Annotated in this window: 18 protein-coding genes; 13 read left to right on the forward strand and 5 right to left on the reverse strand. The window is 72.8% G+C overall.

The annotated features are described in order from the left end of the window. Positions 1 to 73: 73 nt before the first annotated feature. From AC29IT_RS11395 to AC29IT_RS11435, 9 genes are all read left to right on the forward strand, one after another. The gene (locus tag AC29IT_RS11395) at positions 74 to 985 is read left to right on the forward strand and encodes a Rossmann-like and DUF2520 domain-containing protein (RefSeq protein WP_358434935.1); all 912 of its coding nucleotides are present in this window, start codon (positions 74 to 76) and stop codon (positions 983 to 985) included. Then, positions 982 to 1,878: a pantoate--beta-alanine ligase gene (panC, locus tag AC29IT_RS11400; protein ID WP_358434938.1), complete on the forward strand. Its 897-nt coding sequence runs from the start codon at positions 982 to 984 to the stop codon at positions 1,876 to 1,878. Before AC29IT_RS11395 ends, panC begins: the two co-directional genes overlap by 4 nt. 54 nt (positions 1,879 to 1,932) lie before the next feature. Further along, a complete protein-coding gene (panD, locus tag AC29IT_RS11405; RefSeq protein ID WP_358434940.1) occupies positions 1,933 to 2,397 on the forward strand; it encodes an aspartate 1-decarboxylase in 465 nt (154 codons plus the stop codon). 28 nt (positions 2,398 to 2,425) lie between these two features. Continuing rightward, positions 2,426 to 3,217 (forward strand): type III pantothenate kinase, encoded by a 792-nt coding sequence (locus AC29IT_RS11410; RefSeq protein WP_358434942.1) that lies wholly within the window; start codon positions 2,426 to 2,428, stop codon positions 3,215 to 3,217. 716 nt (positions 3,218 to 3,933) lie between these two features. Next, the gene (locus tag AC29IT_RS11415) at positions 3,934 to 4,287 is read left to right on the forward strand and encodes a histone-like nucleoid-structuring protein Lsr2 (RefSeq protein ID WP_184483511.1); all 354 of its coding nucleotides are present in this window, start codon (positions 3,934 to 3,936) and stop codon (positions 4,285 to 4,287) included. 914 nt (positions 4,288 to 5,201) lie between these two features. Then, positions 5,202 to 6,278 (forward strand): FecCD family ABC transporter permease, encoded by a 1,077-nt coding sequence (locus AC29IT_RS11420; protein WP_488218684.1) that lies wholly within the window; start codon positions 5,202 to 5,204, stop codon positions 6,276 to 6,278. Next, complete coding sequence (locus AC29IT_RS11425) at positions 6,275 to 7,366, forward strand: FecCD family ABC transporter permease (RefSeq protein WP_488218685.1); 1,092 nt, start codon at positions 6,275 to 6,277, stop codon at positions 7,364 to 7,366. Before AC29IT_RS11420 ends, AC29IT_RS11425 begins: the two co-directional genes overlap by 4 nt. Continuing rightward, positions 7,363 to 8,217 (forward strand): ABC transporter ATP-binding protein, encoded by an 855-nt coding sequence (locus AC29IT_RS11430; RefSeq protein ID WP_358434947.1) that lies wholly within the window; start codon positions 7,363 to 7,365, stop codon positions 8,215 to 8,217. Before AC29IT_RS11425 ends, AC29IT_RS11430 begins: the two co-directional genes overlap by 4 nt. A gap of 287 nt (positions 8,218 to 8,504) precedes the next feature. Next, a complete protein-coding gene (locus AC29IT_RS11435) occupies positions 8,505 to 11,063 on the forward strand; it encodes an ATP-dependent Clp protease ATP-binding subunit (RefSeq protein ID WP_358434949.1) in 2,559 nt (852 codons plus the stop codon). A gap of 130 nt (positions 11,064 to 11,193) precedes the next feature. Here the strand turns inward: AC29IT_RS11435 and AC29IT_RS11440 are convergent, their stop codons facing one another. After that, a complete protein-coding gene (locus AC29IT_RS11440) occupies positions 11,194 to 11,382 on the reverse strand; it encodes a hypothetical protein (protein ID WP_488218686.1) in 189 nt (62 codons plus the stop codon). Between AC29IT_RS11440 and AC29IT_RS11445 the strand changes: the two genes are divergently transcribed. Next, positions 11,359 to 11,682, forward strand: coding sequence for a Scr1 family TA system antitoxin-like transcriptional regulator (locus AC29IT_RS11445; RefSeq protein WP_358434953.1), 324 nt, complete (start codon positions 11,359 to 11,361; stop codon positions 11,680 to 11,682). The genes AC29IT_RS11440 and AC29IT_RS11445 overlap by 24 nt on opposite strands. Continuing rightward, positions 11,658 to 11,843, forward strand: coding sequence for a DUF397 domain-containing protein (locus AC29IT_RS11450; RefSeq protein ID WP_358434955.1), 186 nt, complete (start codon positions 11,658 to 11,660; stop codon positions 11,841 to 11,843). The genes AC29IT_RS11445 and AC29IT_RS11450 overlap by 25 nt, the downstream gene beginning before the upstream one ends. An 86-nt stretch (positions 11,844 to 11,929) precedes the next feature. Here the strand turns inward: AC29IT_RS11450 and AC29IT_RS11455 are convergent, their stop codons facing one another. After that, complete coding sequence (locus AC29IT_RS11455) at positions 11,930 to 12,658, reverse strand: DedA family protein (protein WP_488218878.1); 729 nt, start codon at positions 12,656 to 12,658, stop codon at positions 11,930 to 11,932. Positions 12,659 to 13,197: 539 nt separating this feature from the next. On the opposite strand from AC29IT_RS11455, the gene AC29IT_RS11460 reads away from it, so the two are divergent. Beyond that, entirely contained in the window at positions 13,198 to 16,320 is a 3,123-nt protein-coding gene (locus AC29IT_RS11460) for an ATP-binding protein (protein ID WP_488218687.1), read from the forward strand. 42 nt (positions 16,321 to 16,362) lie between these two features. Here AC29IT_RS11460 and AC29IT_RS11465 read toward each other — a convergent pair whose 3' ends face one another. After that, complete coding sequence (locus AC29IT_RS11465) at positions 16,363 to 17,187, reverse strand: ABC transporter permease (protein ID WP_358434963.1); 825 nt, start codon at positions 17,185 to 17,187, stop codon at positions 16,363 to 16,365. Beyond that, positions 17,184 to 18,140, reverse strand: coding sequence for an ATP-binding cassette domain-containing protein (locus tag AC29IT_RS11470; protein ID WP_358434965.1), 957 nt, complete (start codon positions 18,138 to 18,140; stop codon positions 17,184 to 17,186). The genes AC29IT_RS11465 and AC29IT_RS11470 overlap by 4 nt, the downstream gene beginning before the upstream one ends. Before the next feature lie 106 nt (positions 18,141 to 18,246). Here AC29IT_RS11470 and AC29IT_RS11475 point away from each other — a divergent pair, with 106 nt between their 5' ends. After that, a complete protein-coding gene (locus AC29IT_RS11475; RefSeq protein ID WP_488218688.1) occupies positions 18,247 to 19,236 on the forward strand; it encodes an endonuclease/exonuclease/phosphatase family protein in 990 nt (329 codons plus the stop codon). A 240-nt stretch (positions 19,237 to 19,476) separates the two neighbouring features. Here AC29IT_RS11475 and AC29IT_RS11480 read toward each other — a convergent pair whose 3' ends face one another. Next, positions 19,477 to 20,310: an SIR2 family NAD-dependent protein deacylase gene (locus AC29IT_RS11480; protein ID WP_488218689.1), complete on the reverse strand. Its 834-nt coding sequence runs from the start codon at positions 20,308 to 20,310 to the stop codon at positions 19,477 to 19,479. Positions 20,311 to 20,312 lie beyond the last annotated feature (2 nt).

Genomic DNA, 20,312 nt, shown 5'->3' on the forward strand with positions numbered 1-20,312 from the left:
CGCGGCGGGCTACTCTCGCGCTGCTGTCCGGTACCCGCTGCGGGACTGGAACGGTTGGGAGGACGACGTGTCGATGTCTGCCGGACGTCCGCCAGGTCGAGGCGCGGGACCCCGGCTCCGGGTCGGAGTGGTGTCCGCGGGCCGGGTGGGTGCGGTGCTCGGGGCGGCGCTCGCGCGCGCCGGGCACGAGGTGGTGGCGGTGTCCGCGGTGTCGGACGCCTCGCTGCGCCGAGCCGAGGAGCTGCTGCCCGCGGTGCCGGTGCGCCCGCCCGACGAGGTCGCCGACGCCGCCGATCTGGTGGTGCTCGCGGTTCCCGACGACGTGCTGCCCGGCCTGGTGCGCGGCCTGGTCGCCACCGGTTCGCTGCGCGCCGGGCAGATCCTGCTGCACACCTGCGGCGCCCACGGCGTGGCCCCGCTGGAACCCGCCGCCGAGCTGGGCGTGCTGACCTTGGCGCTGCACCCCGCGATGACCTTCACCGGCCGGGCCGAGGACGTGGAGCGGCTGGCGACGGCCTGCGCCGCGGTGACCGCCCCGGACGACGAGGCGGCGTGGAACGTCGGCGAGGTGCTCGCGCTGGAGCTCGGCGCCGAACCGGTCCGCGTCCCCGAGCACGCCCGCCGGATCTACCACGCGGCGCTCTCGCACGGTGCGAACCACCTGATCACCCTGGTCAACGAGTGCGCGGACCTGCTGCGCAGCGCCGGGATCGAGATCCCGGACCGGGTGATGGCCCCGGTGCTGTCCGCCTCGCTGGACAACGCGCTGCGCTTCGGCGACCGCGGCCTCACCGGACCGGTGTCCCGGGGTGATGTGGGCACGGTCCGCGCGCACCTCGGTTCGCTGCGGGAATCGGCGCCGGAGATGGTCGCCGGCTACGCGGCGATGGCGCGGCGGACCGCCGACCGCGCCGAGCAGGCCGGTCTGCTCGACGCCCGGTCCGCCACCGAAGTGCACGAAGTACTCGACGAGGAGCAGCGATGACCACGGCCGACGGGGTGGGCGCGGGCCCCGGTTACACCGCGCGGGAACTCACCGTGCACCGGCGTCCGGCGGAGCTGGCGAAGGTGACGCGCGCGCTGCGCGCGACCGGCCGCCCGATCACGCTGGTGCCGACGATGGGCGCGCTGCACGAAGGGCACCTGGAGCTGATCCGCGCTGCCCGCAAGGTGCCCGCCGCGGTCACGGTGGTGTCGATCTTCGTGAACCCGCTGCAGTTCGGCGCGGGCGAGGACCTGGACCGCTACCCCCGCACCTTCGAGGCGGACCTGGAGGCGTGCCGCGCCGAAGGCGTCGAGCTGGTGCTCGCCCCCGAACCCGCGGACATGTACGCCGCGGACCGGCAGATCGGCCTCACCGCGGGCTCGCTCGGCGAGCAGCTGGAGGGCGCGAGCAGGCCGGGGCACTTCGACGGGATGCTCACCGTCGTCGCGAAGCTGATCGGCATCGTGCGCCCGGACCTGGCGCTGTTCGGGGAGAAGGACTACCAGCAGCTGGTGCTGGTGCGCCGGATGGCGCGGGACCTGAACTTCGACACCAGGATCCAGGGCGTGCCGATCGTGCGCCAGGCCGACGGGCTCGCGCTGTCGTCCCGCAACGCCTACCTCGACGCGGACCAGCGGCGCGCGGCGCTCGCGCTGTCCGCGGCGATGGCGGCCGGGGTGCACGCGGGCCGCTCCGGCGCGGCGGCGGTGCTGGCGGCGGCGCGCGCCGCGCTGGACTCCGAACCGCTGGTGGCGACCGACTACCTGGAGCTGCGGGACACCGACCTCGGCCCGGCGCCCGCCACCGGCGAGGCGCGGCTGCTGGTGGCGGCCCAGGTCGGCGGCACCCGGCTCCTCGACAACGCGCTCGTCCAGCTCGGCCCGGTGGAGTAGCAGCCCGGCCCACGATCTTCCGACCGCCGCGGGCGGTGAGGGGAGTAGTTCGCGATGTTCCGCACCATGCTCAAGTCCAAGATCCACCGCGCCACGGTGACCCAGGCCGACCTGCACTACGTCGGCTCGGTGACGGTGGACGCCGACCTGATGGACGCCGCCGACCTGCTGGAGGGCGAGCAGGTCGCGATCGTCGACGTCACCAACGGCGCCCGGCTCGAGACCTACGTGATCACCGGCGAGCGCGGCTCCGGCGTGATCGGCATCAACGGGGCCGCCGCGCACCTGGTGCAGCCCGGTGATCTGGTGATCCTCATCGCCTACGGGGTGATGGACGAGGTGGAGGCCCGCTCCTACCGGCCGAAGGTGATCTTCGTGGATGCCGACAACGCGGTGCTGGAGCACGGCACCGACCCGGCCGCGGCTCCCGCCGGGTCCGGCCTGGTCAGCGGTGCCGCACCGGCCGAGACGGACGACGCCGCGAAGCTGGACGCACTGCTCGCGGCCCCCGAGGCCTGACCCCGCTCCGACCCCGGGAGGTACGCCGGTGCTGCTCGCGCTGGACGTCGGTAACACCAACATCACCCTCGGCCTGTACGACACCGGGTCCGAGGAACCCCGCGGCGGCCTGGTGCGGGACTGGCGGATGCGCACCGAGCCGCGGATGACGGCCGACGAGATGGCGCTGACCGTGCGCGGTCTCCTCGGTGAGCACGCCGAGCGGATCACCGGCATCTCCGCGCTGTCCACCGTTCCCGCGCTGCTGCGCGAGCTGCGGGTGATGCTCGACCGCTACTGGGACGGGGTGCCGCGGATCGTGGTGGAGCCGGGCGTGCGCACCGGGGTCCCGCTGCTGGTCGACAACCCGAAGGAGGTCGGCGCGGACCGGGTGATCAACACCCTCGCCGCGCACCACCTGCACGCGACGAACTGCGTGGTGGTCGATTTCGGCACGTCCACGAACGTCGACGTCATCTCGTCGAAGGGCGAGTTCCTCGGCGGGGCGTTCGCGCCGGGCGTGGAGATCTCGCTGGACGCGCTCGCCTCGCGGGCCGCGCAGCTGCGCAAGGTCGAGCTGACCCGGCCGCGGTCGGTGATCGGCAAGAACACGGTGGAATGCCTGCAATCCGGCATCCTGTTCGGTTTCGCCGGCCAGGTGGACGGCCTGGTGCGGCGGATCGTGGCCGAACTGGAATCGACCCACGGCGGGACCGCGGCGGTGCTGGCCACGGGCGGGCTGGCGCCGCTGGTGGTCGCCGAATCGCAGACGATCACCGACCACGTGCCGGACCTGACGTTGCTGGGCCTGCGGCTGGTCTACGACCGCAACTTCCGCTGATCCGGGTGTTCTTTTCCCGCTGCGGGCGGTCCGCGGCGGAAAGCCGATTCCGGATGCGGACGGTCGTTAACCGCTCACGACTACTGCCGGTCGGTCCGATACTTCTTGGCCACTTGCCGGAAGGGCGCGATGTGCAGCGCGAGGAGTGCGCGGCGGCCGAGGTCCCGGCCGGTGAGTGCGCACTTTCTGCTTGCCGATGAGTGCGGAATGACGCGGACGCGAAGTGCGGGAATGGCCTGGCGACATCGTTGATGTAGTGCGGCGGAAGCGGTATCGGTCGCTCGATCCGCTTCCGGTGGAGGCCCGGAATGACCCGATCCGGGGGACACCGGGGTTTTTCCTCGGCGGGGTGAGTGCGTTTGTGGAGTGGCTGCGCTAACCTGACCGTGACAATGTTCGGTGAAGGCTTCGATGACGGCTATTCTTGGTCAGCTGTCCAAAACTCCTGTCGAACTCCATCAGGCCGGTCCCGGGCGGCTTGCCCTCCCGTGCTCCGGCCGACGAAACCGGCGGAAGCCGAAGGGCTCACTGCAAGGTCGGCCGGAGAGTCCGGTGGGGCGTTCGGATTGCGCGGCTCTGCCGGGCGGTTCAGTTGGGGCAGTCCGGTATGGCCCGGGTCGAGCTGCGGATTCGGGGCGCTCTCGGCGGAGAGCTCTCGGCGGTGGTCATGCCGTCATCGGCGTTATTCACAGAAAGCTCCGGGGAGGACTGCCACCATGGCGCAGAAGGTTACGGTCACGCTCGTCGACGATCTCGACGGCGGCCAGGCCGATGAAACGGTCGAGTTCGCGCTGGACGGCGTCTCGTACCAGATCGACCTTTCCAACGACAATGCGAGCGAGCTGCGCGACGCGCTGTCCGGCTACGTCTCCAGCGCACGTCGCGCGGGCGGGCGGAAGAAGCCCGGCCCGCGCCCCGCTGCGGCCGGCCGTGCCGCGGGCGGTTCCACCAGCGCGGATCGGGAGCAGAACCAGGCCATCCGGGAATGGGCCCGCAAGCGCGGCCTCAAGGTCTCGGACCGCGGCCGGATCCCGGCGGACATCGTGGACCAGTACCACAAGGCGAACTGAAGCCGTGCGGACGCGGACGGGGGCGCCGGGGATTCCCGGCGCCCCCTGCGCGTTCGCGGCGGCCGTCCCGCCGCGCCGCGCCGCCGGAACTCCGGTGGCGCCGCGCCCCGGCGCGGTCGCGGAACCGGTCATCAGGTTCCCCGTCACCTGATCCGCCGCATCCGATCCGGGTTCGAACGCCTCCACCGGATGCCGGATCCGGATTCTTCCCGGTGGCCGCAGCCGATCCGATGTTCGTTCGCGGCAGGAATGCTGATGAGCCGCCGCGGCCGCGGGCGGATCGTTCCTGGATCGGAATCTCACCGCTGAAGGCGGTCGCGGCCCGTTTGTCGTGGTGTCCGGTTTGTCGAGCCGGATCGTTCTGGCCGGTGGCCCAGATCGTTTGTGCGCGCCGGTGCCCGCGGCGGGCGGGGCTGATGTTCCGCACGTTCGGCCGCCGTTTTTCCGTCCTTCCGCGTCCGGGTGCGGTCGTTCCGCGCGGATTCCGCGAACGTCCGCCCGCCGTCCGGGGTATCCCGCCGTCCACGCGGTGAAATCGGCGGCGCCGGTGTTCGTGAACCGGATTCACGAGCGTGATCCCGTTCGGCGCTATCGCCGGGATTTCATCCTTCGCGAGCCCGCGTCCGCCGCAAGATTGCCGGGGCCGGACTCGGCCGATCCGCGCAGGCGAGGGAAAACCCTTGGAGATCGAGTACCCGAATCGATGCGGAACCCGGGAAATCGGTTTCCCCACCGGAGGTTCCGGTTGGCCGGTTCCGGTCCTGCTGGTCCCGCGCGAGTGATCGCGGCGTGACGCGGAGTGCGGCGGCGGGCGTGGGAGAAACCGTCCGCCCGCCCGGACCCGTCGGCTAGCCTTAGGTCGGCCTAACCTAACTTGGCCGAGTGGCGGAACCGGACGACGTGGGAGTGGGACCTTGAGCCGCAGCGGAACCGTCGGGAGCCCACCCGGCACCGAGCGCGAGGCGCCGGAAGCACCGGCCGCCCGGCTCGGCGCGCGCCGCAGACGCAGGCTGCTCGGCCTGGGCGTGCTGCTCGGCGTGCTCGTGGTCAGCTGCGCGCTGAGCATCGCGGTCGGCGCCAAGTCCATCCCGCTCGGCGAGGTGTGGACCGAACTGGTCGCGCCCGCGGGCTCGGAGAACGCGCTGATCATCTGGGAGCTGCGGCTGCCGCGCACCGTCGTCGGCGTGCTCGTCGGCGCCGCGCTCGGGCTCGCGGGTGCGCTGATGCAGGGCCACACCCGCAACCCCATCGCCGACCCCGGCATCCTCGGCATCACCCAGGGCGCGGCGCTCGCCGTGGTCCTGGCGGTGTACGCGTTCGGCATCAGCAGCCTGTTCGGCTACATCTGGTTCGGCTTCGGCGGCGCCCTGCTGGGCGCGCTGGCGGTGTTCGCGATCGGTTCGATGGGCCGCGCGGGCGCCACTCCGGTGACGCTGGCGCTCGCGGGCATGGCGATCAGCGCGCTGCTGCAGGCGCTCACCTCGGCGCTGGTGCTCAGCGACCAGCAGAGCCTGGACACCTACCGGTTCTGGAAGGTCGGTTCGATCGCGGTCACCGACCCGGCCGTCATCTGGCAGGTGCTGCCGTTCCTGGTCGCCGGGCTCGTGCTGGGGCTGGCGAACGCGACCGGGCTGAACGCGCTGTCGCTGGGCGACGACGTGGCCCGCGGCCTCGGGCACCGGGTCGCGGTGACCCGCAGGCTCGGCGTGCTGGCGATCGCGGTGCTGGTGGGCGCCTCGGCCGCGGTGTGCGGGCCGATCAGCTTCGTGGGCCTGGTGGTGCCGCACATCGCGCGGTTCTTCACCGGCGCCGACCACCGCTGGCTGCTGCCGTTCGCGGCGCTGATGGGGTCCTCGCTGGTGCTGCTCGCCGACATCGCGGGTCGCCTCGTCGCGCGGCCCGCCGAAGTCCAGGTCGGGGTGATGCTGGCGATGGTCGGCGCTCCGTTCTTCATCGCGTTGGTGCGGCGCAGGAAGCTGGTGCGGCTGTGACTCAGGTTCTGGACGCCCCCGAACGCCGGGTGACCGGGCGCCGGCCGCTGCGGGTGGGGCCGGTCTCCGGGGTGCTGCGGCCGCGGCCGCTGCTGGTGCTGCTCGCCGGGCTGGTGCTGCTGCTGGGCTGCGTGCTGCTGGACATCGGGCTCGGCGAGTACCAGCTGAGCCCCGGGCAGGTGCTGGTCACGCTGTTCGGCGGCGGCGACTACGCCGACCACTACGTGGTGTTCGGGCTGCGGATGCCGCGGGCGCTGACCGCGGTGCTGGTGGGCGCGGCGCTCGGCCTGTCCGGCGCGATCACCCAGGCGGTGGCGCGCAACCCGCTGGCCAGCCCGGACATGCTCGGCATCACCTCCGGTGCCGGGGCGGCCGCGGTCGCGGTGATCGTGTTCGGCGGCACCGCGGGTGCGCTGGGCGGGCTCGCCGAGGCGGTGGGGCTGCCGATGATCGCGCTCGCCGGGGGGCTGGTGGCCGGGCTCGCGATCTACGGGCTGGCGTACCGCGGCGGCGTGGACTCGTACCGGATCGTGCTGGTCGGCGTGGGCGTCACCGCGCTGGCCGGGAACGCCATCTACTGGCTGCTCACGGTGGGCGACGTGAACGACGCCGGGCGGGCGATGGTGTGGCTGACGGGCAGCCTCAACGCCCGCGGCTGGGACCACGTGGTGCCGACGGCGATCGCGCTGGCCGTGCTGCTGCCGCTGACCCTGCTGGGCGCGCACGCGCTCGGCGCCCTGCAGTTCGACGACGACACGGTGCGCGGGCTCGGGGTGCGGATGGACCTCGCGCGCGGCCTGCTGCTGCTCGCCGCCGTGGTGCTGGCCTCCATCGCGACCGCGGCGGCGGGCCCGGTGCAGTTCGTGGCGCTGGCCGCGCCGCAGATCGCGCTGCGGCTGTCCCGGTCGGCGCGACCACCGCTGGTGGCCTCGCTGGTGTACGGCGGCGCCCTGGTGGTGGCGGCCGACCTGCTGTCCAGGACGGCGTTCGGCGCGGCGGAGATGCCGGTGGGCATCGTCACCGCGATCTTGGGCGCGCCGTACCTGATCTACTTGCTCATCCGTCGGTACCGGGAGGACCGCGCATGACCTCACCCGTGTCCACACCCAGCCAGGAAGCGGCCGGTGCCGGGCAGCGGCAGCGGCTCCGGGGCGAGCGGTTGCGGCTGGCCTACGGCGACCGCGTCGTCGTGGACGGCCTCGACATCGACGTGCCGGACGGCACCATCACGGCCGTGATCGGCCCGAACGGCTGCGGCAAGTCGACGGTGCTGCGGGCGCTGGCCCGGTTGCTGGCGCCGCAGCAGGGCCAGGTGCTGCTGGACGGCAAGCAGATCCACAAGATGCCCACGAAGGAGGTCGCGCGGGTGCTCGGCCTGCTGCCGCAGTCGCCGCAGGCCCCGGAGGGGCTCACGGTGGCGGACCTGGTCGCGCGCGGCAGGCACCCGCACCAGGCCTGGTACCGGCAGTGGTCCTCGGACGACGAGCAGGCGGTGGCGGAGGCGCTGGAGCTCACCGGCATCGGCGACCTCGCCGAGCGCGCGGTGGACGAGCTCTCCGGCGGTCAGCGCCAGCGCGCCTGGCTGTCGATGGCGCTGGCGCAGGGCACCGACCTGCTGCTGCTGGACGAGCCGACGACGTACCTGGACCTGGCGCACCAGGTGGAGGTGCTGGACCTGGTCGGCCGGTTGCACGACGAGAGCGGCCGCACCGTGGTGATGGTGCTGCACGACCTGAACCTGGCGGCCCGCTACGCGGACCGGCTGGTGGCGATGCGCGACGGCGCGATCGTGGCGCAGGGCGCGCCCGGCGAGGTGCTCACCGAGGAACTGCTGGCGGACGTCTTCAGCCTGAACGCCCGGGTCATTCCCGATCCGGTGACGGATACTCCGATGGTGGTACCGATCGGTGGCAGAGCGGCGTCCTCCGTGCGAGATTAGATCGACCGTGGCCACCTGAACGAGTGGGCGTGTGCCGCTGCGCCGGGCCTTGTTCGCGCTCAGCGGACATCGGCCCTCGTTCGGGTCAGAGCGGAATGTCGCAGGTCGGCAGCTCGTTGGACGACAGGCAAGGCGGCGAACGGGTGCGGCGGGCTGCCAGCGGGTCCGGACTCCGCCGGGGTGCGGCTACTACAGTGGACCCCAGAGTGCTGAACCCTTCGCGGGCATCGGCGAGCAGGAGCCGTGTCCCGGTACAACACCGCCGGCGCAGCAGTCAGGGAGTGCGAATGTTCGAGAGGTTCACCGACCGCGCGAGGCGGGTGGTCGTCCTGGCCCAAGAAGAGGCCCGGATGCTCAACCACAACTACATCGGCACCGAGCACATCCTCCTGGGCTTGATCCACGAGGGTGAGGGTGTCGCCGCTAAGGCGCTGGAGTCGCTGGGGATCGCCCTGGAAGGCGTGCGGCAGCAGGTCGAGGAGATCATCGGCCAAGGCCAGCAGGCCCCGAGCGGTCACATCCCGTTCACCCCACGGGCCAAGAAGGTGCTGGAGCTGTCGCTGCGGGAGGCGTTGCAGCTCGGCCACAACTACATCGGGACCGAGCACATCCTGCTCGGGCTGATCCGCGAGGGCGAGGGCGTCGCCGCCCAGGTGCTCGTCAAGCTCGGCGCGGACCTGAACCGGGTGCGCCAGCAGGTGCTGCAGCTGCTGTCCGGGTACCAGGGCAAGGAGCCCGCCGAGGCCGGTGGCCGCGGCGAGGGCACCCCGTCGTCGTCGCTGGTCCTGGACCAGTTCGGCCGGAACCTGACGCAGAGCGCCCGCGAATCGAAGCTCGACCCGGTCATCGGCCGGGACAAGGAGATCGAGCGCATCATGCAGGTGCTCTCGCGGCGCACCAAGAACAACCCGGTGCTCATCGGCGAGGCCGGCGTCGGCAAGACCGCCGTCGTCGAGGGCCTGGCGCAGAAGGTCGTCAAGGGCGAGGTGCCCGAGACGCTGAAGGACAAGCAGCTCTACACGCTGGACCTGGGCTCGCTGGTCGCCGGTTCCCGCTACCGCGGTGACTTCGAAGAGCGCCTGAAGAAGGTGCTCAAGGAGATCAAGACCCGCGGCGACATCATCCTGTTCATCGACGAGATCCACACCCTCGTCGGAGCGGGAGCGGCCGAAGGTGCCATAGACGCCGCGAGCATCCTCAAGCCGATGCTGGCCCGCGGTGAGCTGCAGACCATCGGTGCGACCACGCTCGAGGAGTACCGCAAGTACGTCGAGAAGGACCCGGCCCTGGAGCGCCGCTTCCAGCCGATCCAGGTCGGCGAGCCCTCGCTGGAACACACCATCGAGATCCTCAAGGGCCTGCGCGACCGGTACGAGGCGCACCACCGGGTGTCCATCACCGACGGCGCGCTGGTCGCGGCCTCGACGCTGGCGGACCGGTACATCAACGACCGCTACCTGCCGGACAAGGCGATCGACCTGATCGACGAGGCCGGGGCCCGGATGCGCATCCGCCGGATGACCGCTCCGCCGGACCTGCGCGAGTTCGACGAGAAGATCGCCGACGTGCGCCGCGACAAGGAGTCGGCCATCGACGGCCAGGACTTCGAGCGCGCCGCGCGCCTCCGCGACGAGGAGAAGACCCTCCTCGGGCAGAAGGAGGAGCGGGAGACCCAGTGGAAGGCCGGTGACCTGGACGTCGTCGCGGAGGTCGACGACGAGCAGATCGCCGAGGTGCTGGCCAACTGGACCGGCATCCCCGTCTTCAAGCTCACCGAGGAGGAGACCACCCGGCTGCTCCGCATGGAGGACGAGCTGCACAAGCGGATCATCGGCCAGGACGACGCGGTCAAGGCCGTGTCCCAGGCGATCCGCCGCACCCGTGCCGGGCTGAAGGACCCGAAGCGCCCCTCGGGCTCGTTCATCTTCGCCGGTCCGTCCGGTGTCGGTAAGACGGAGCTGTCGAAGGCGCTGGCCGAGTTCCTGTTCGGCGACGACGACGCGCTCGTGCAGATCGACATGGGTGAGTTCCACGACCGCTACACCGCTTCGCGGCTGTTCGGTGCCCCTCCGGGGTACGTCGGCTACGAAGAGGGCGGCCAGCTCACCGAGAAGGTCCGCCGCAAGCCGTTCTCCGTGGTGCTGTTCGACGAGATCGAGAAGGCCCACCAGGAGATCTACAACACGCTGCTGCAGGTGTTGGAGGACGGCCGCCTGACCGACGGCCAGGGCCGCACGGTGGACTTCAAGAACACGGTGCTGATCTTCACCTCGAACCTCGGGACGCAGGACATCTCGAAGGCCGTCGGCCTCGGGTTCTCCGCGGGCAACTCCGCCGACTCGAACTACGAGCGGATGAAGTCCAAGGTCCACGAGGAGATGAAGAAGCACTTCCGTCCGGAGTTCCTCAACCGGATCGACGACGTCATCGTCTTCCACCAGCTCACCGAGAACGAGATCATCGAGATGGTCGACCTCCTCGCGGGCCGGGTGGAGAAGGCGCTGCGCGGCAAGGACATGTCCTTGGAGCTGACGACGAAGGCGAAGCGGCTGCTCGCCAAGCGCGGCTTCGACCCGGTGCTGGGTGCCCGGCCGCTGCGCCGCACGATCCAGCGCGACATCGAGGACCGGCTGTCCGAGAAGATCCTGTTCGGCGAGATCGAAGCCGGCCAGATCGTCATCGTGGACGTCGACAACTGGGACGGCGAGGGCAAGGACGACGAGGCGGTGTTCACCTTCCGCGGTGAGCAGAAGCCGTCCACCGTCCCGGACTCGCCGCCGGTGGACCTGGCGTCCTCGGGCGGTTCCGCGGAGGAGTCCTCGCGGGAGGACAACTCCGAGGAGTGATCCCGGATTCCTGATCCCGAACGCGGCCCTCGCACCACACCGGTGCGGGGGCCGCTTCGCGTTCGGCCCCGGTCGCGGCGGGTTCGGGCGGCCGGACGGGTTCGTCCGGCCTGCTCGGCGAACCGTCCGTTCACCCGTCTTCGTCCTCGATGTCCGGGGACTCGGCGTCGGCCGCGGCGAGGATGCCGTCGGCGGTGCGGACGGCCTCGGCGAGGATGTCGAAGCCGCGGCGGGTGCAGCTGAGGACGAGTTCGTTCCGCCCTTTTCTCTCGACCAGGTCGTCGGCAGCCCGTCGGTGCTGTGCGGTCAGCTCGACCACCTGCTGCGGCTCGGCGAACGATCCGACGTCACCGTGCAGGTCGTTCCGCGCGGTGTGCCGAACAACCCGGTGCTGGGCGAAGGATTGATCACGTTGGATTTCGGTGCATCGGCGCCGAGGATCGCGTTCAAGGGTAGTCACGCGCCCGCCACCTACTACGATCATGAAGAGGACCCGACACCGATGTTCCGGGCGATGGAGCGGCTCCGAGAGCTGGCGGCGTCTCCGGAGGAGTCTGCCGAGCTCCTGTCCGAGAAGATGAGGGGCTGGCACCGATGGGCTACGACACCGGCTGGTTGACGAGCACGCGCAGCTCTGGGACCAGCAACATGTGCGTGGAGGTCCGCCTGACGGATCGCGGGGTGTGGGTGCGGGATTCGAAGGATCGGGCGGGTGGTCGGCTCGGGGTGAGCCACGTGGCCTGGCGCCGGTTCCTCGCCGAGCTGCCCGGCGCGCGCTGACCCGCCCGCCGCTCGCTGACCCGATCCGGTTCAGGGGAGTGGCCCATTCGACCGGCGGGACTGGGTGGATGGGCCACTCACCCGGGTCAGCGGATGCGCGGGAGCCGCTGGGTGGGGGCCTCGCCGGGGTCGAGGCGGGGGAGTTCCTCGGTGATCTCGTCGGCCAGGTCCCGCTCGCGACGCTCGCGGCGGACGCGAGCGACGACGAAGTGGACGAGGGCCACCACCACCGCGCCGACGACGACCTTGGAGACGATCCCCGCGTACTCCTCGACCAGGTACCAGTTCTCGCCGAGCAGGTAGCCGGCCACCACGAACAGCGTGTTCCAGATCAGGCTGCCCAAGGCCGTGAACAGCACGAACGTCGGCAGCGGCATCTTCTCCACCCCGGCGGGCAGCGAGACGAAGCTGCGGAACAGCGGGATCATCCGGCCGAGGAACACGGCCTTCACCCCGTGCTTCGCGAACCAGGCCTCGGTGCGGTCGACGTCGGCGACCTTCACCAGCGGCAGTCGTCCGGCGATCCGCCGCATCCGGTCCCGCCCGAGCGAGGCGCCCAGCCAGTACAGGACGAGGGCGCCGACGATCGAGCCGATCGTCGTCCACAGCACCGCCGAGACGATGTTCATGTCGCCCTGGCTGGCGGCGAACCCGGCCAGCGGCAGGATCAGCTCGCTGGGGATCGGCGGGAACACGTTCTCCAACGCGATGATCAGGCCGGCGCCGGGGCCGCCCAGGGTCTCCATCACGCTGACGACCCAACCGGTGAACCCGGTCGGCTCGGCGGGTGCGGCGGCGAGTGCGGTCGAGTGCATCGAGGCTCCGGAGGTCGGCTGGGGGAAGTCGGCTGGGGTCTCGGTGGCGGTCGGCGGGTCGTGGCCGCCGGACTGCCGGGACACGGGATCGCGGGGCGCGCCGACGGGGGAGCCGGGCACGGTCATGCGGTATGTCCGTTATTTCATGATCCCAGTGCGCCGGGGGTGGTCCGGTGTGATCCCCCTCGCACGTCAGCGGCAGTGGAGGAGCGGGGCTGTGGACAACTCCGCCCCCTGTGGATGGAACCTGTGGACAACTCAGGGACGGGTGCGCGGAGGAGGGGTTCGCGGGGCCGGTGGGCTCCGACGATCGGCGTCCCCCGATCGCGGCGTGGCGGCGAAATCGGCCGTGAACTGCGAAAACGCAGCGCTGGGCGCGGTTCGAGGCAGCGCGCGCGGCCCGGTCGTCACGGTGTCCTCGCAGCTCAGCAAGGCTGTTCCGGGTTGTGGATCAGCTGTGGGCAGCTCGAACCATCCACCGAGTTGTCCACAGGACCGGTGCACACCTGCGCCGCCCCGCCTGCTGCCAAGCTGGACGGGTGCGAGTGGCGATGCTGGGGCCGTTCCGGCTGCACGCGACCGGCGGGGAACCCGTCGAGGTCGGCGGCAGGCGCGTCCGCGCCCTGCTCGCCCGGCTCGCGCTCGACGCGGGACGCCCGGTGCCCGCCGACACGCTCATCGCCGACCTGTGGGGCGCCGCGCAACCGGCCGGGGCGCTGAACGCGCTGCAATCGCTGGTCTCCCGCGCCCGCCGCAGCAGCGGCGACCTGCGGCTGAGCTCCACGCCCGCGGGGTACGCCTTCGAACCGGCGGACGTCGACGTGCACCGGTTCGACCGGCTCGCGGCGGCAGGCCGGGACCGGCTCCGCGGCGGGGATGCCGCAGGCGCCGCCGCGGCGTTGCGGGAGGCGCTCGCCCTGTGGCGCGGTGAGCCGCTGGTGGACTTCGCCGACACCGCGTTCGCGGCACCCCACATCGCGCGGCTCGACGAAGCCCGGCTGGGCGCGGTGGAGGACCGGATCGACGCCGAGCTGCTGCTCGGCGGGCACGCGGACGTGATCGCCGAACTGGACGGGCTCTGCACCCGGCACCCGTTGCGGGAACGGCTCACCGCGCTGCGGCTGCGCGCCCTGCACGCCGCCGGTCGCCGCGCCGACGCGCTCGCCGCCTACGAGGCGCACCGTGCCCGGCTCGCCGAGGAGCTCGGCACCGACCCGTCGGCGCGGCTGGCCGCGCTGCGCACCGAGCTGCTGCACGACGAACCCGAACCGCCGACGCCCGCGGCGCACCCGGGCATCCCGGCCCGGCTGAGCAGCTTCGTCGGCCGGGAGGACGAGATCGCGCAGGTCGGCGCGGCCCTCGACCGCTCCCGGCTGGTCACCCTGTTCGGCCCGGGCGGCGCGGGCAAGACCCGGCTGGCCACCGAGATCGCCGCCGAGACCACCGGCCGCCGGGTGTGGTTCGCGGAGCTGGCGCCGGTGCGCGACGGTGGCGACCTCACCGCCGCCGTGCTCGCCGCGCTCGGCATCCGCGAGACCCGGCTGCTGGAGGCACCGCAGGCGCCCGGCGCCGCCCGGCTCGCCGACGCGCTCGGCGCCGAACCCGCGCTGCTCGTCCTCGACAACTGCGAGCACGTCATCGACGCGGCCGCCGGGCTCGCGCACGAGCTCCTCGGCCGTCGCCCCGACCTGCGGGTGCTCGCCACCAGCCGCGAACCGCTCGCCCTGCCCGGGGAGGAGCTGCTGCCCGTCGGCCCGCTGGCGCTGCCCGCCGACGGGACCGACCCGGCCGCGTCGGCCGCCGTGCGGCTGTTCGCCGACCGCGCCGCCGCCGCGAGCCCCGGCTTCGCGCTCACCGCGGACACCGCGCCCGACGTCGTCGAGGTGTGCCTGCGGCTGGACGGCATCCCGCTGGCCATCGAACTCGCCGCCGCCCGGCTGCGATCGATGCCGCTGCGGCAGATCGCGGACCGGCTCGACGACCGGTTCCGGCTGCTCACCGGCGGGAACCGGGCGGCGATGCCGCGGCACCGCACGCTGCGGGCCGTCGTCGACTGGAGCTGGGACCTGCTCGACGAGCGGGAGCGGCGGCTCGCGGCCCGGATGTCGGTGTGCACCGGCGCGGTCCGCGCCGACGCGGTGACCGCGGTGTGCGCCGATGCGGAACTGCCCGCCGTCGACGTGTTCTACCTGCTGTCCTCGCTGGTGGAGAAGTCCCTGGTGACCGTGGTCGAGCACGGCCGCTACCGGATGCTGGAGACGGTCCGCGCCTACTGCTGGCAGCGCTGCCTCGACGACGGCGAGGCCGACCGGGCCCGCGACGCGCACCTCGCGCACTTCCTCGCCGTCGCCGAAGAAGCCGAACCCGGACTGTACGGGGCGGAGCAGCTCGACCTGATGGACCGGCTCGACGCCGACCACGACAACCTGCTGGCCGCGCTGCACCGGGCCGTCGACGCGGGCGACGCCGACCGCGGGCTGCGGCTGGTCGCCGCGCTGTCCTGGTACTGGTCGGTGTCCGCGTGGAACGAGGAGGTGATCGCCCGGTTCACGGCCGTCGCCGAGCTCCCCGGCCCGGCCGCACCGCAGGCCAGGGCGGTCGTGCGGCTCGGACGAGCGCTGGCGGGCAGCGGCGAGGGCTGGGCCGAGCAGGTCCGGTCCGCTGCCCGCGCGGCCGCGGCGAGCGGGGCGATGGACCGCTACCGGCTTTCCGCGCTGCTGGAGGCGGGGGCGTGGCTGTTCCTCGGCGAACCTGCCGAGGTGCGGCGCGTCATCGAGCTCGCCGCGGCGCACCCCGACCCGTGGGTGCGGGCCGCGGCCGTGTTCGAGCGAGCCGTCAGCGCCGAGCACGGCGGCGACCCGCGGACCGCCGAGGAGGACCTGCGCACCGCGGCGGACGCGTTCCGCCGGATCGGCGACCGGTGGGGGCGGGCGCAGAGCATCAGCAGCCTCGCCGGCCTCCGCTCGATGCGCGGTGATCACGCGGGCGCGATCGACCTGATGGTGGAGGCGCTGGAGACGATCCGGCAGCTGCGCTCCGAGGCGGACCTGGTCACGATCATGGTGCGCATCGGGATCGAGCGGGTGCGGGCCGGCGACCTCGCGCGCGCTCGCGCCGAACTGGAACGGGCCGGGGAGATCGCGGCGCCCGGCAGGCCGTGGTTCGCGGTGTGGGCGTTGACCGGTCTCGCCGAATGCGCGCGGCAGGAAGGCGGTCCGGACGCGGCCGAGCGGTACCTGGACGAGGCGGAGCGCGCCGTGGTGGACGAGCACGAAGGTGCGCTGCTGCGTCCCGCGCTGCTGCGGCAACGCGCCGGGGCCCTGCTCGACCGGGATCGCCTCGACGAGGTTCCGGCGCTGCTCGCGAAGGCCCTCGACGGCGGTGTCGGCATCCGGAGCATGCCGGAGGCGGCGGCCGTCGCGGAGTGCGCGGCGCGCTGGCGGTGGCACGCCGGCGACCCGGCCGGGACGGCGCGGCTGCTCGGTCTGGCCGTCGCGCTGCGCGGCGCCCTCGACGAAGGCGATCCGGACGTGCGCCGGACCCGGGACCGCCTGGCGTCCACCGGAGAACCGCACCGGGCGGTCTTCGACGCCGCGGCGGCGCAGCCGAGGGCCGCGGCCCACGCCGAGCTCCGCTCCGCGCTGGACCGCGACCGGGGGTGAACGCGGGCGGGAGACCCCCCGAGAGCCTCCCGCCCGGCGAACTCACACCCGCTTCCGGTAGGCCCACATCGCCAGCGGGAAGAACACCGCGGTCAACACCACCATCCAGATCACGGTCGCCGTGAGCGGACCGGCCACCGGCCCGCCGATCATCAGCCCGCGCGCGGTGTCCGCCAGCTGCGTCACCGGGTTCACCTGCACCCACGCCTGCAACCAGCCCGGCATCGTCTCCGTCGGCACGAACACGTTGCTGCCCATCGTCAGCGGGAACATGAACGCCATCGCCACGCCCGGCAGCGCCTGCTGGCTGCGGATCAGCATCCCGAGGAACACCGTGATCCAGCACATCGAGAGCGCGAACGCCAGCGCGACCAGGAACGCGGCGAACGCCTGCAGCGGCCCGGTCTCGATGCGGAACCCCATCAGGGTCGCCACCGCCAGCAGCACCGCCACCGACACCACGTAGCGCACCACGTCGCCGAACACCGCCCCGATCAGCGGCGCGGAGCGGGCGATGGGCAGGCTGCGGAACCGGTCGAAGACGCCCTTGCTGATATCGGTGTTGAGCTGCATCCCGGTGCCGAGGCTGCCGAAGATCATGTTCATCGCCATCACGCCCGGCAGCGTCTGCTGCAGGTAGGCGCCGGTGTCCTGGGCGATCGCGCCGCCGAACAGGTACACGAACATCACCAGGAACAGGATCGGCTGCAGCGTGACGTCCAGCAGCCCCTCCGGCGACTTGCGGATCTTGAGCACGCTGCGCCCGGCGAGCGTCAGCCCGTGCCGCACGGTGCGCAGCGGTCCGATGCGCTCCTGCGGGTGCGGGGACGCCTCGGTCCCGGTGGCGCGTTCGATCGTGCTGGTCATGCTGCGGTCCCCTCTTCCGCGGCGGGCTTCCCGGTCAGGGCGAGGAACACCTCGTCCAGGCTGGGCAGCCGCAAGGCGAGTTCGTCGGCGGTGATCCCCGCGTCGTCGAGCCTGCGGACCAGGGTCGACAGCAGCACCGGATCGTCCACCGGCGCGGTGATCAGGCCGCCGTCGTCGGCGGTGGCCGGCTGCGCGCCGGTGAGCTCGGCGACGATGCGCCGCACCTCCGGCACGTCCTCCGCGCCGCTGGGCCGCACCTGCAGGGTCTGCTTGCCGGTGCGGCGCTTGAGCTCGTCGGCGCGGCCCTCCGCCACCACCCGGCCGTGGTCGATCACGCTGATCCGGTCGGCCAGCTGGTCGGCCTCCTCCAGGTACTGGGTGGTCAGCAGGACCGTGACGCCCTCGTCGGTGAGCCCGGTGACCATGTCCCACACCTGGTTGCGGCTGCGCGGGTCCAGCCCGGTCGTCGGCTCGTCCAGGTACAGCACCTCGGGCCTGCCGACGATGCTGGCAGCCAGGTCCAGCCGCCTGCGCATCCCGCCCGAGTAGGTCTTGATCGCGCGGCCGCCCGCGTCGGTGAGTCCGAAGCGCTCCAGCAGCTCCGCCGCCCGCGCCCGCGCGTCCCGCCGCGGCAGCTCCAGCAACCGGCCGATGAGCACCAGGTTCTCCACCCCGGTCAGCTCCTCGTCCACCGACGCGTACTGCCCGGTCAGCCCGATGCGGCCGCGCACCGCCACCGCCTCCCGCTGCAGGTCGCGCCCCGCCACGGTGGCCCGGCCCGCGTCCGGCCGCAGCAGCGTCGCCAGGATGCGCACCGCCGTCGTCTTGCCCGCCCCGTTCGGCCCCAGCACCCCGAGGATCGAGCCGGTCGGCGCGGCCAGGTCGACGCCGTCCAGCGCGGTGGTCGCGCCGAAGCGTTTCACCAGGCCCTCTGCCTGGATCGCGTAGGACATCCCGCCTCCTCGATTCGCTATGCTCCCCACCATCGGGGGTGCCGCTGACAACGCGCGCACAGCGCGCTGACGGCGCGGGTGAGCCGCACGACATCGGGGGTGCTGGATGGACGCGGCGGTCGCCGAACCCGAGACCGGAGCGCCGCGCCGCAAGAACGGGTGCGCGACCGCGCTGTTCGTGCTCGCCGTGCTCGGCACCGCCGCGTGGGCGGCACCCGCGCTGCTGGGGTTCGACACCGCGAACCGCTACCTGATCGCGCTGACCGCGACCCTGCCGTACGCCGTGCCGGTGGGGGTCGTGCTGACCGTGCTGGGCCTGGCGCTGCGCCGGTGGCTGAGCACGCTGCTGGTGGGTCTGCTGTCGGTGGTGCTGGCGGTCCTGGTGCTCCCCCGGGCGATCCCGGATTCGCCGACACCGGTGCAAGGTTCACCGCTGCGCGTGCTGTCGGTCAACCTGTTTTTCGGCCGGGCCGACGCGGAACGGGTCGTGGACCTGGTGCGGGACGGGCGGGTCGACGTGCTGAGCCTGCAGGAGCTCACCCCGGAGGCCGCCGCCGCGCTGGACCGCGCCGGGCTCGCCGACCTGCTCCCGCACCGGGTGCTGCACAGCGGGCCGCGGGCCGACGGCAGCGGCATCGCGTCCCGGTTCCCGCTGCGCGAGCTGGCGCTGGTGCCGCCGACCTCGCTGGCCCAGCCGTCCGCGCTGATCCGGCTGCCGGGCGGGCGCGAGGTCGAGTTCGTCGCGGTGCACCCGCTCTACCCGATGGGGGCGGACACGGCCGGCCGCTGGCGGCAGGAGATCGACGCGCTGCCGCGCCCGCCGGGGGAGCGCGCCGCGCCGCGGATCCTCGCCGGGGACTTCAACGCGACGCTGGACAACTCGCCGCTGCGGGCGCTGCTGGGCGGCGGCTACGCCGACGTCGCCGAGGTCACCGGGGACGGGCTCGCCCCGACCTGGGGCGCGGGCTGGACGCCGCGCGTCACCATCGACCACGTGCTGATCAGCGAAGGCCTCGTCCCGCAGGACTACCAGGTGCACGACGTCCCCGGCAGCGACCACCGCGCCATCAGCACCCACCTGGTGATCCCGGGCTGAGGCCGCGCCGGACTCGTCCTGCTCTGGGGAACCTCAGCGGGACTCTCGCTGCGGGATCGTTTTCCCGAGCGGCTCCGCCACGAGGGGAAAGCCGTCCTCGCGCGAATCCCGCTGAGAACCCGCGGGTGGTCCGGGTGCGAGCTTGGTCGGCGGCTCAGCGCTTCGCGCCGACCGGAAGCAGGCACGATCTGCGGTGGCGCGGCTCTGCTCGCCGGGTGTTGTGCTCGCAGTGGCGGGCGTTCATGCGTTGAGCGCGGCATCGATGGCGCGCAAGGCCGGCAGCGCGGGCTGCGGCAGGGAGAGGCCGCGGCCGTGGCGCACCTCGGGTTCGCGCGGGTTGATGCGGATCAGCGCCCCGGACGCGGCCGAGGCCAGTTCGGCGTGCCTGCGCACCGTCGGCACCGCGGTGCCCGCGCCGAGCTCCACCACCACCAGCCGCGCCGCCCGCAGCGACCGCCGCCACGCCTGCAGCGCGTCCAGCCGCGGCTGCGCGTCCCCGGCGACCCAGCTCCAGTCCCCGAACATCAAGATGTTCGGCCGCGCCGTGCCGCCGCAGTTCCGGCAGGCGGGCAGCGGGGATTCCGCGCGCATCGTCGCCGGATCGACCCGCACCGAGACGTCGGCGGCCGACCACACGTCGTCGGTGCACGGTTCCAGGCACTGCAACCGGTGGATGCTGCCGTGGCACTCGGCGACGTGCTCCGGCGCGAACCCGGCGACCTGGAACTGGCCGTCGACGTTCGAGGTGAACACCCGCGCGCCGAGCGGCATCCGCCGCGCCCACCGGTGCAGGATCGCGAAGCCCTCGTGCGGCACCGTCGCGCGGTACAGCCCGAGCCGGTGCCCGTAGAAACCCCACGCGAGCGCGGGATCTTCGGCGAAGTGCACCGGATCGGCGACCTCGACGAAGCTCAACCCGAGCCGCTCGTACGGCGGGTACGCCCGCCAGAAACCGGCATCGCCGCGGAAGTCGGGGAGCCCGGAGTCGACACCGATCCCCGCGCCCGCGCACACCAGCAGCGCTTCCGCTCCGGCGATCTCCGCCGCCGCCGCGGCGACCGCGTCCGTGCTCACCG

The organism is Saccharopolyspora sp. MMCC62 (assembly GCF_057736575.1).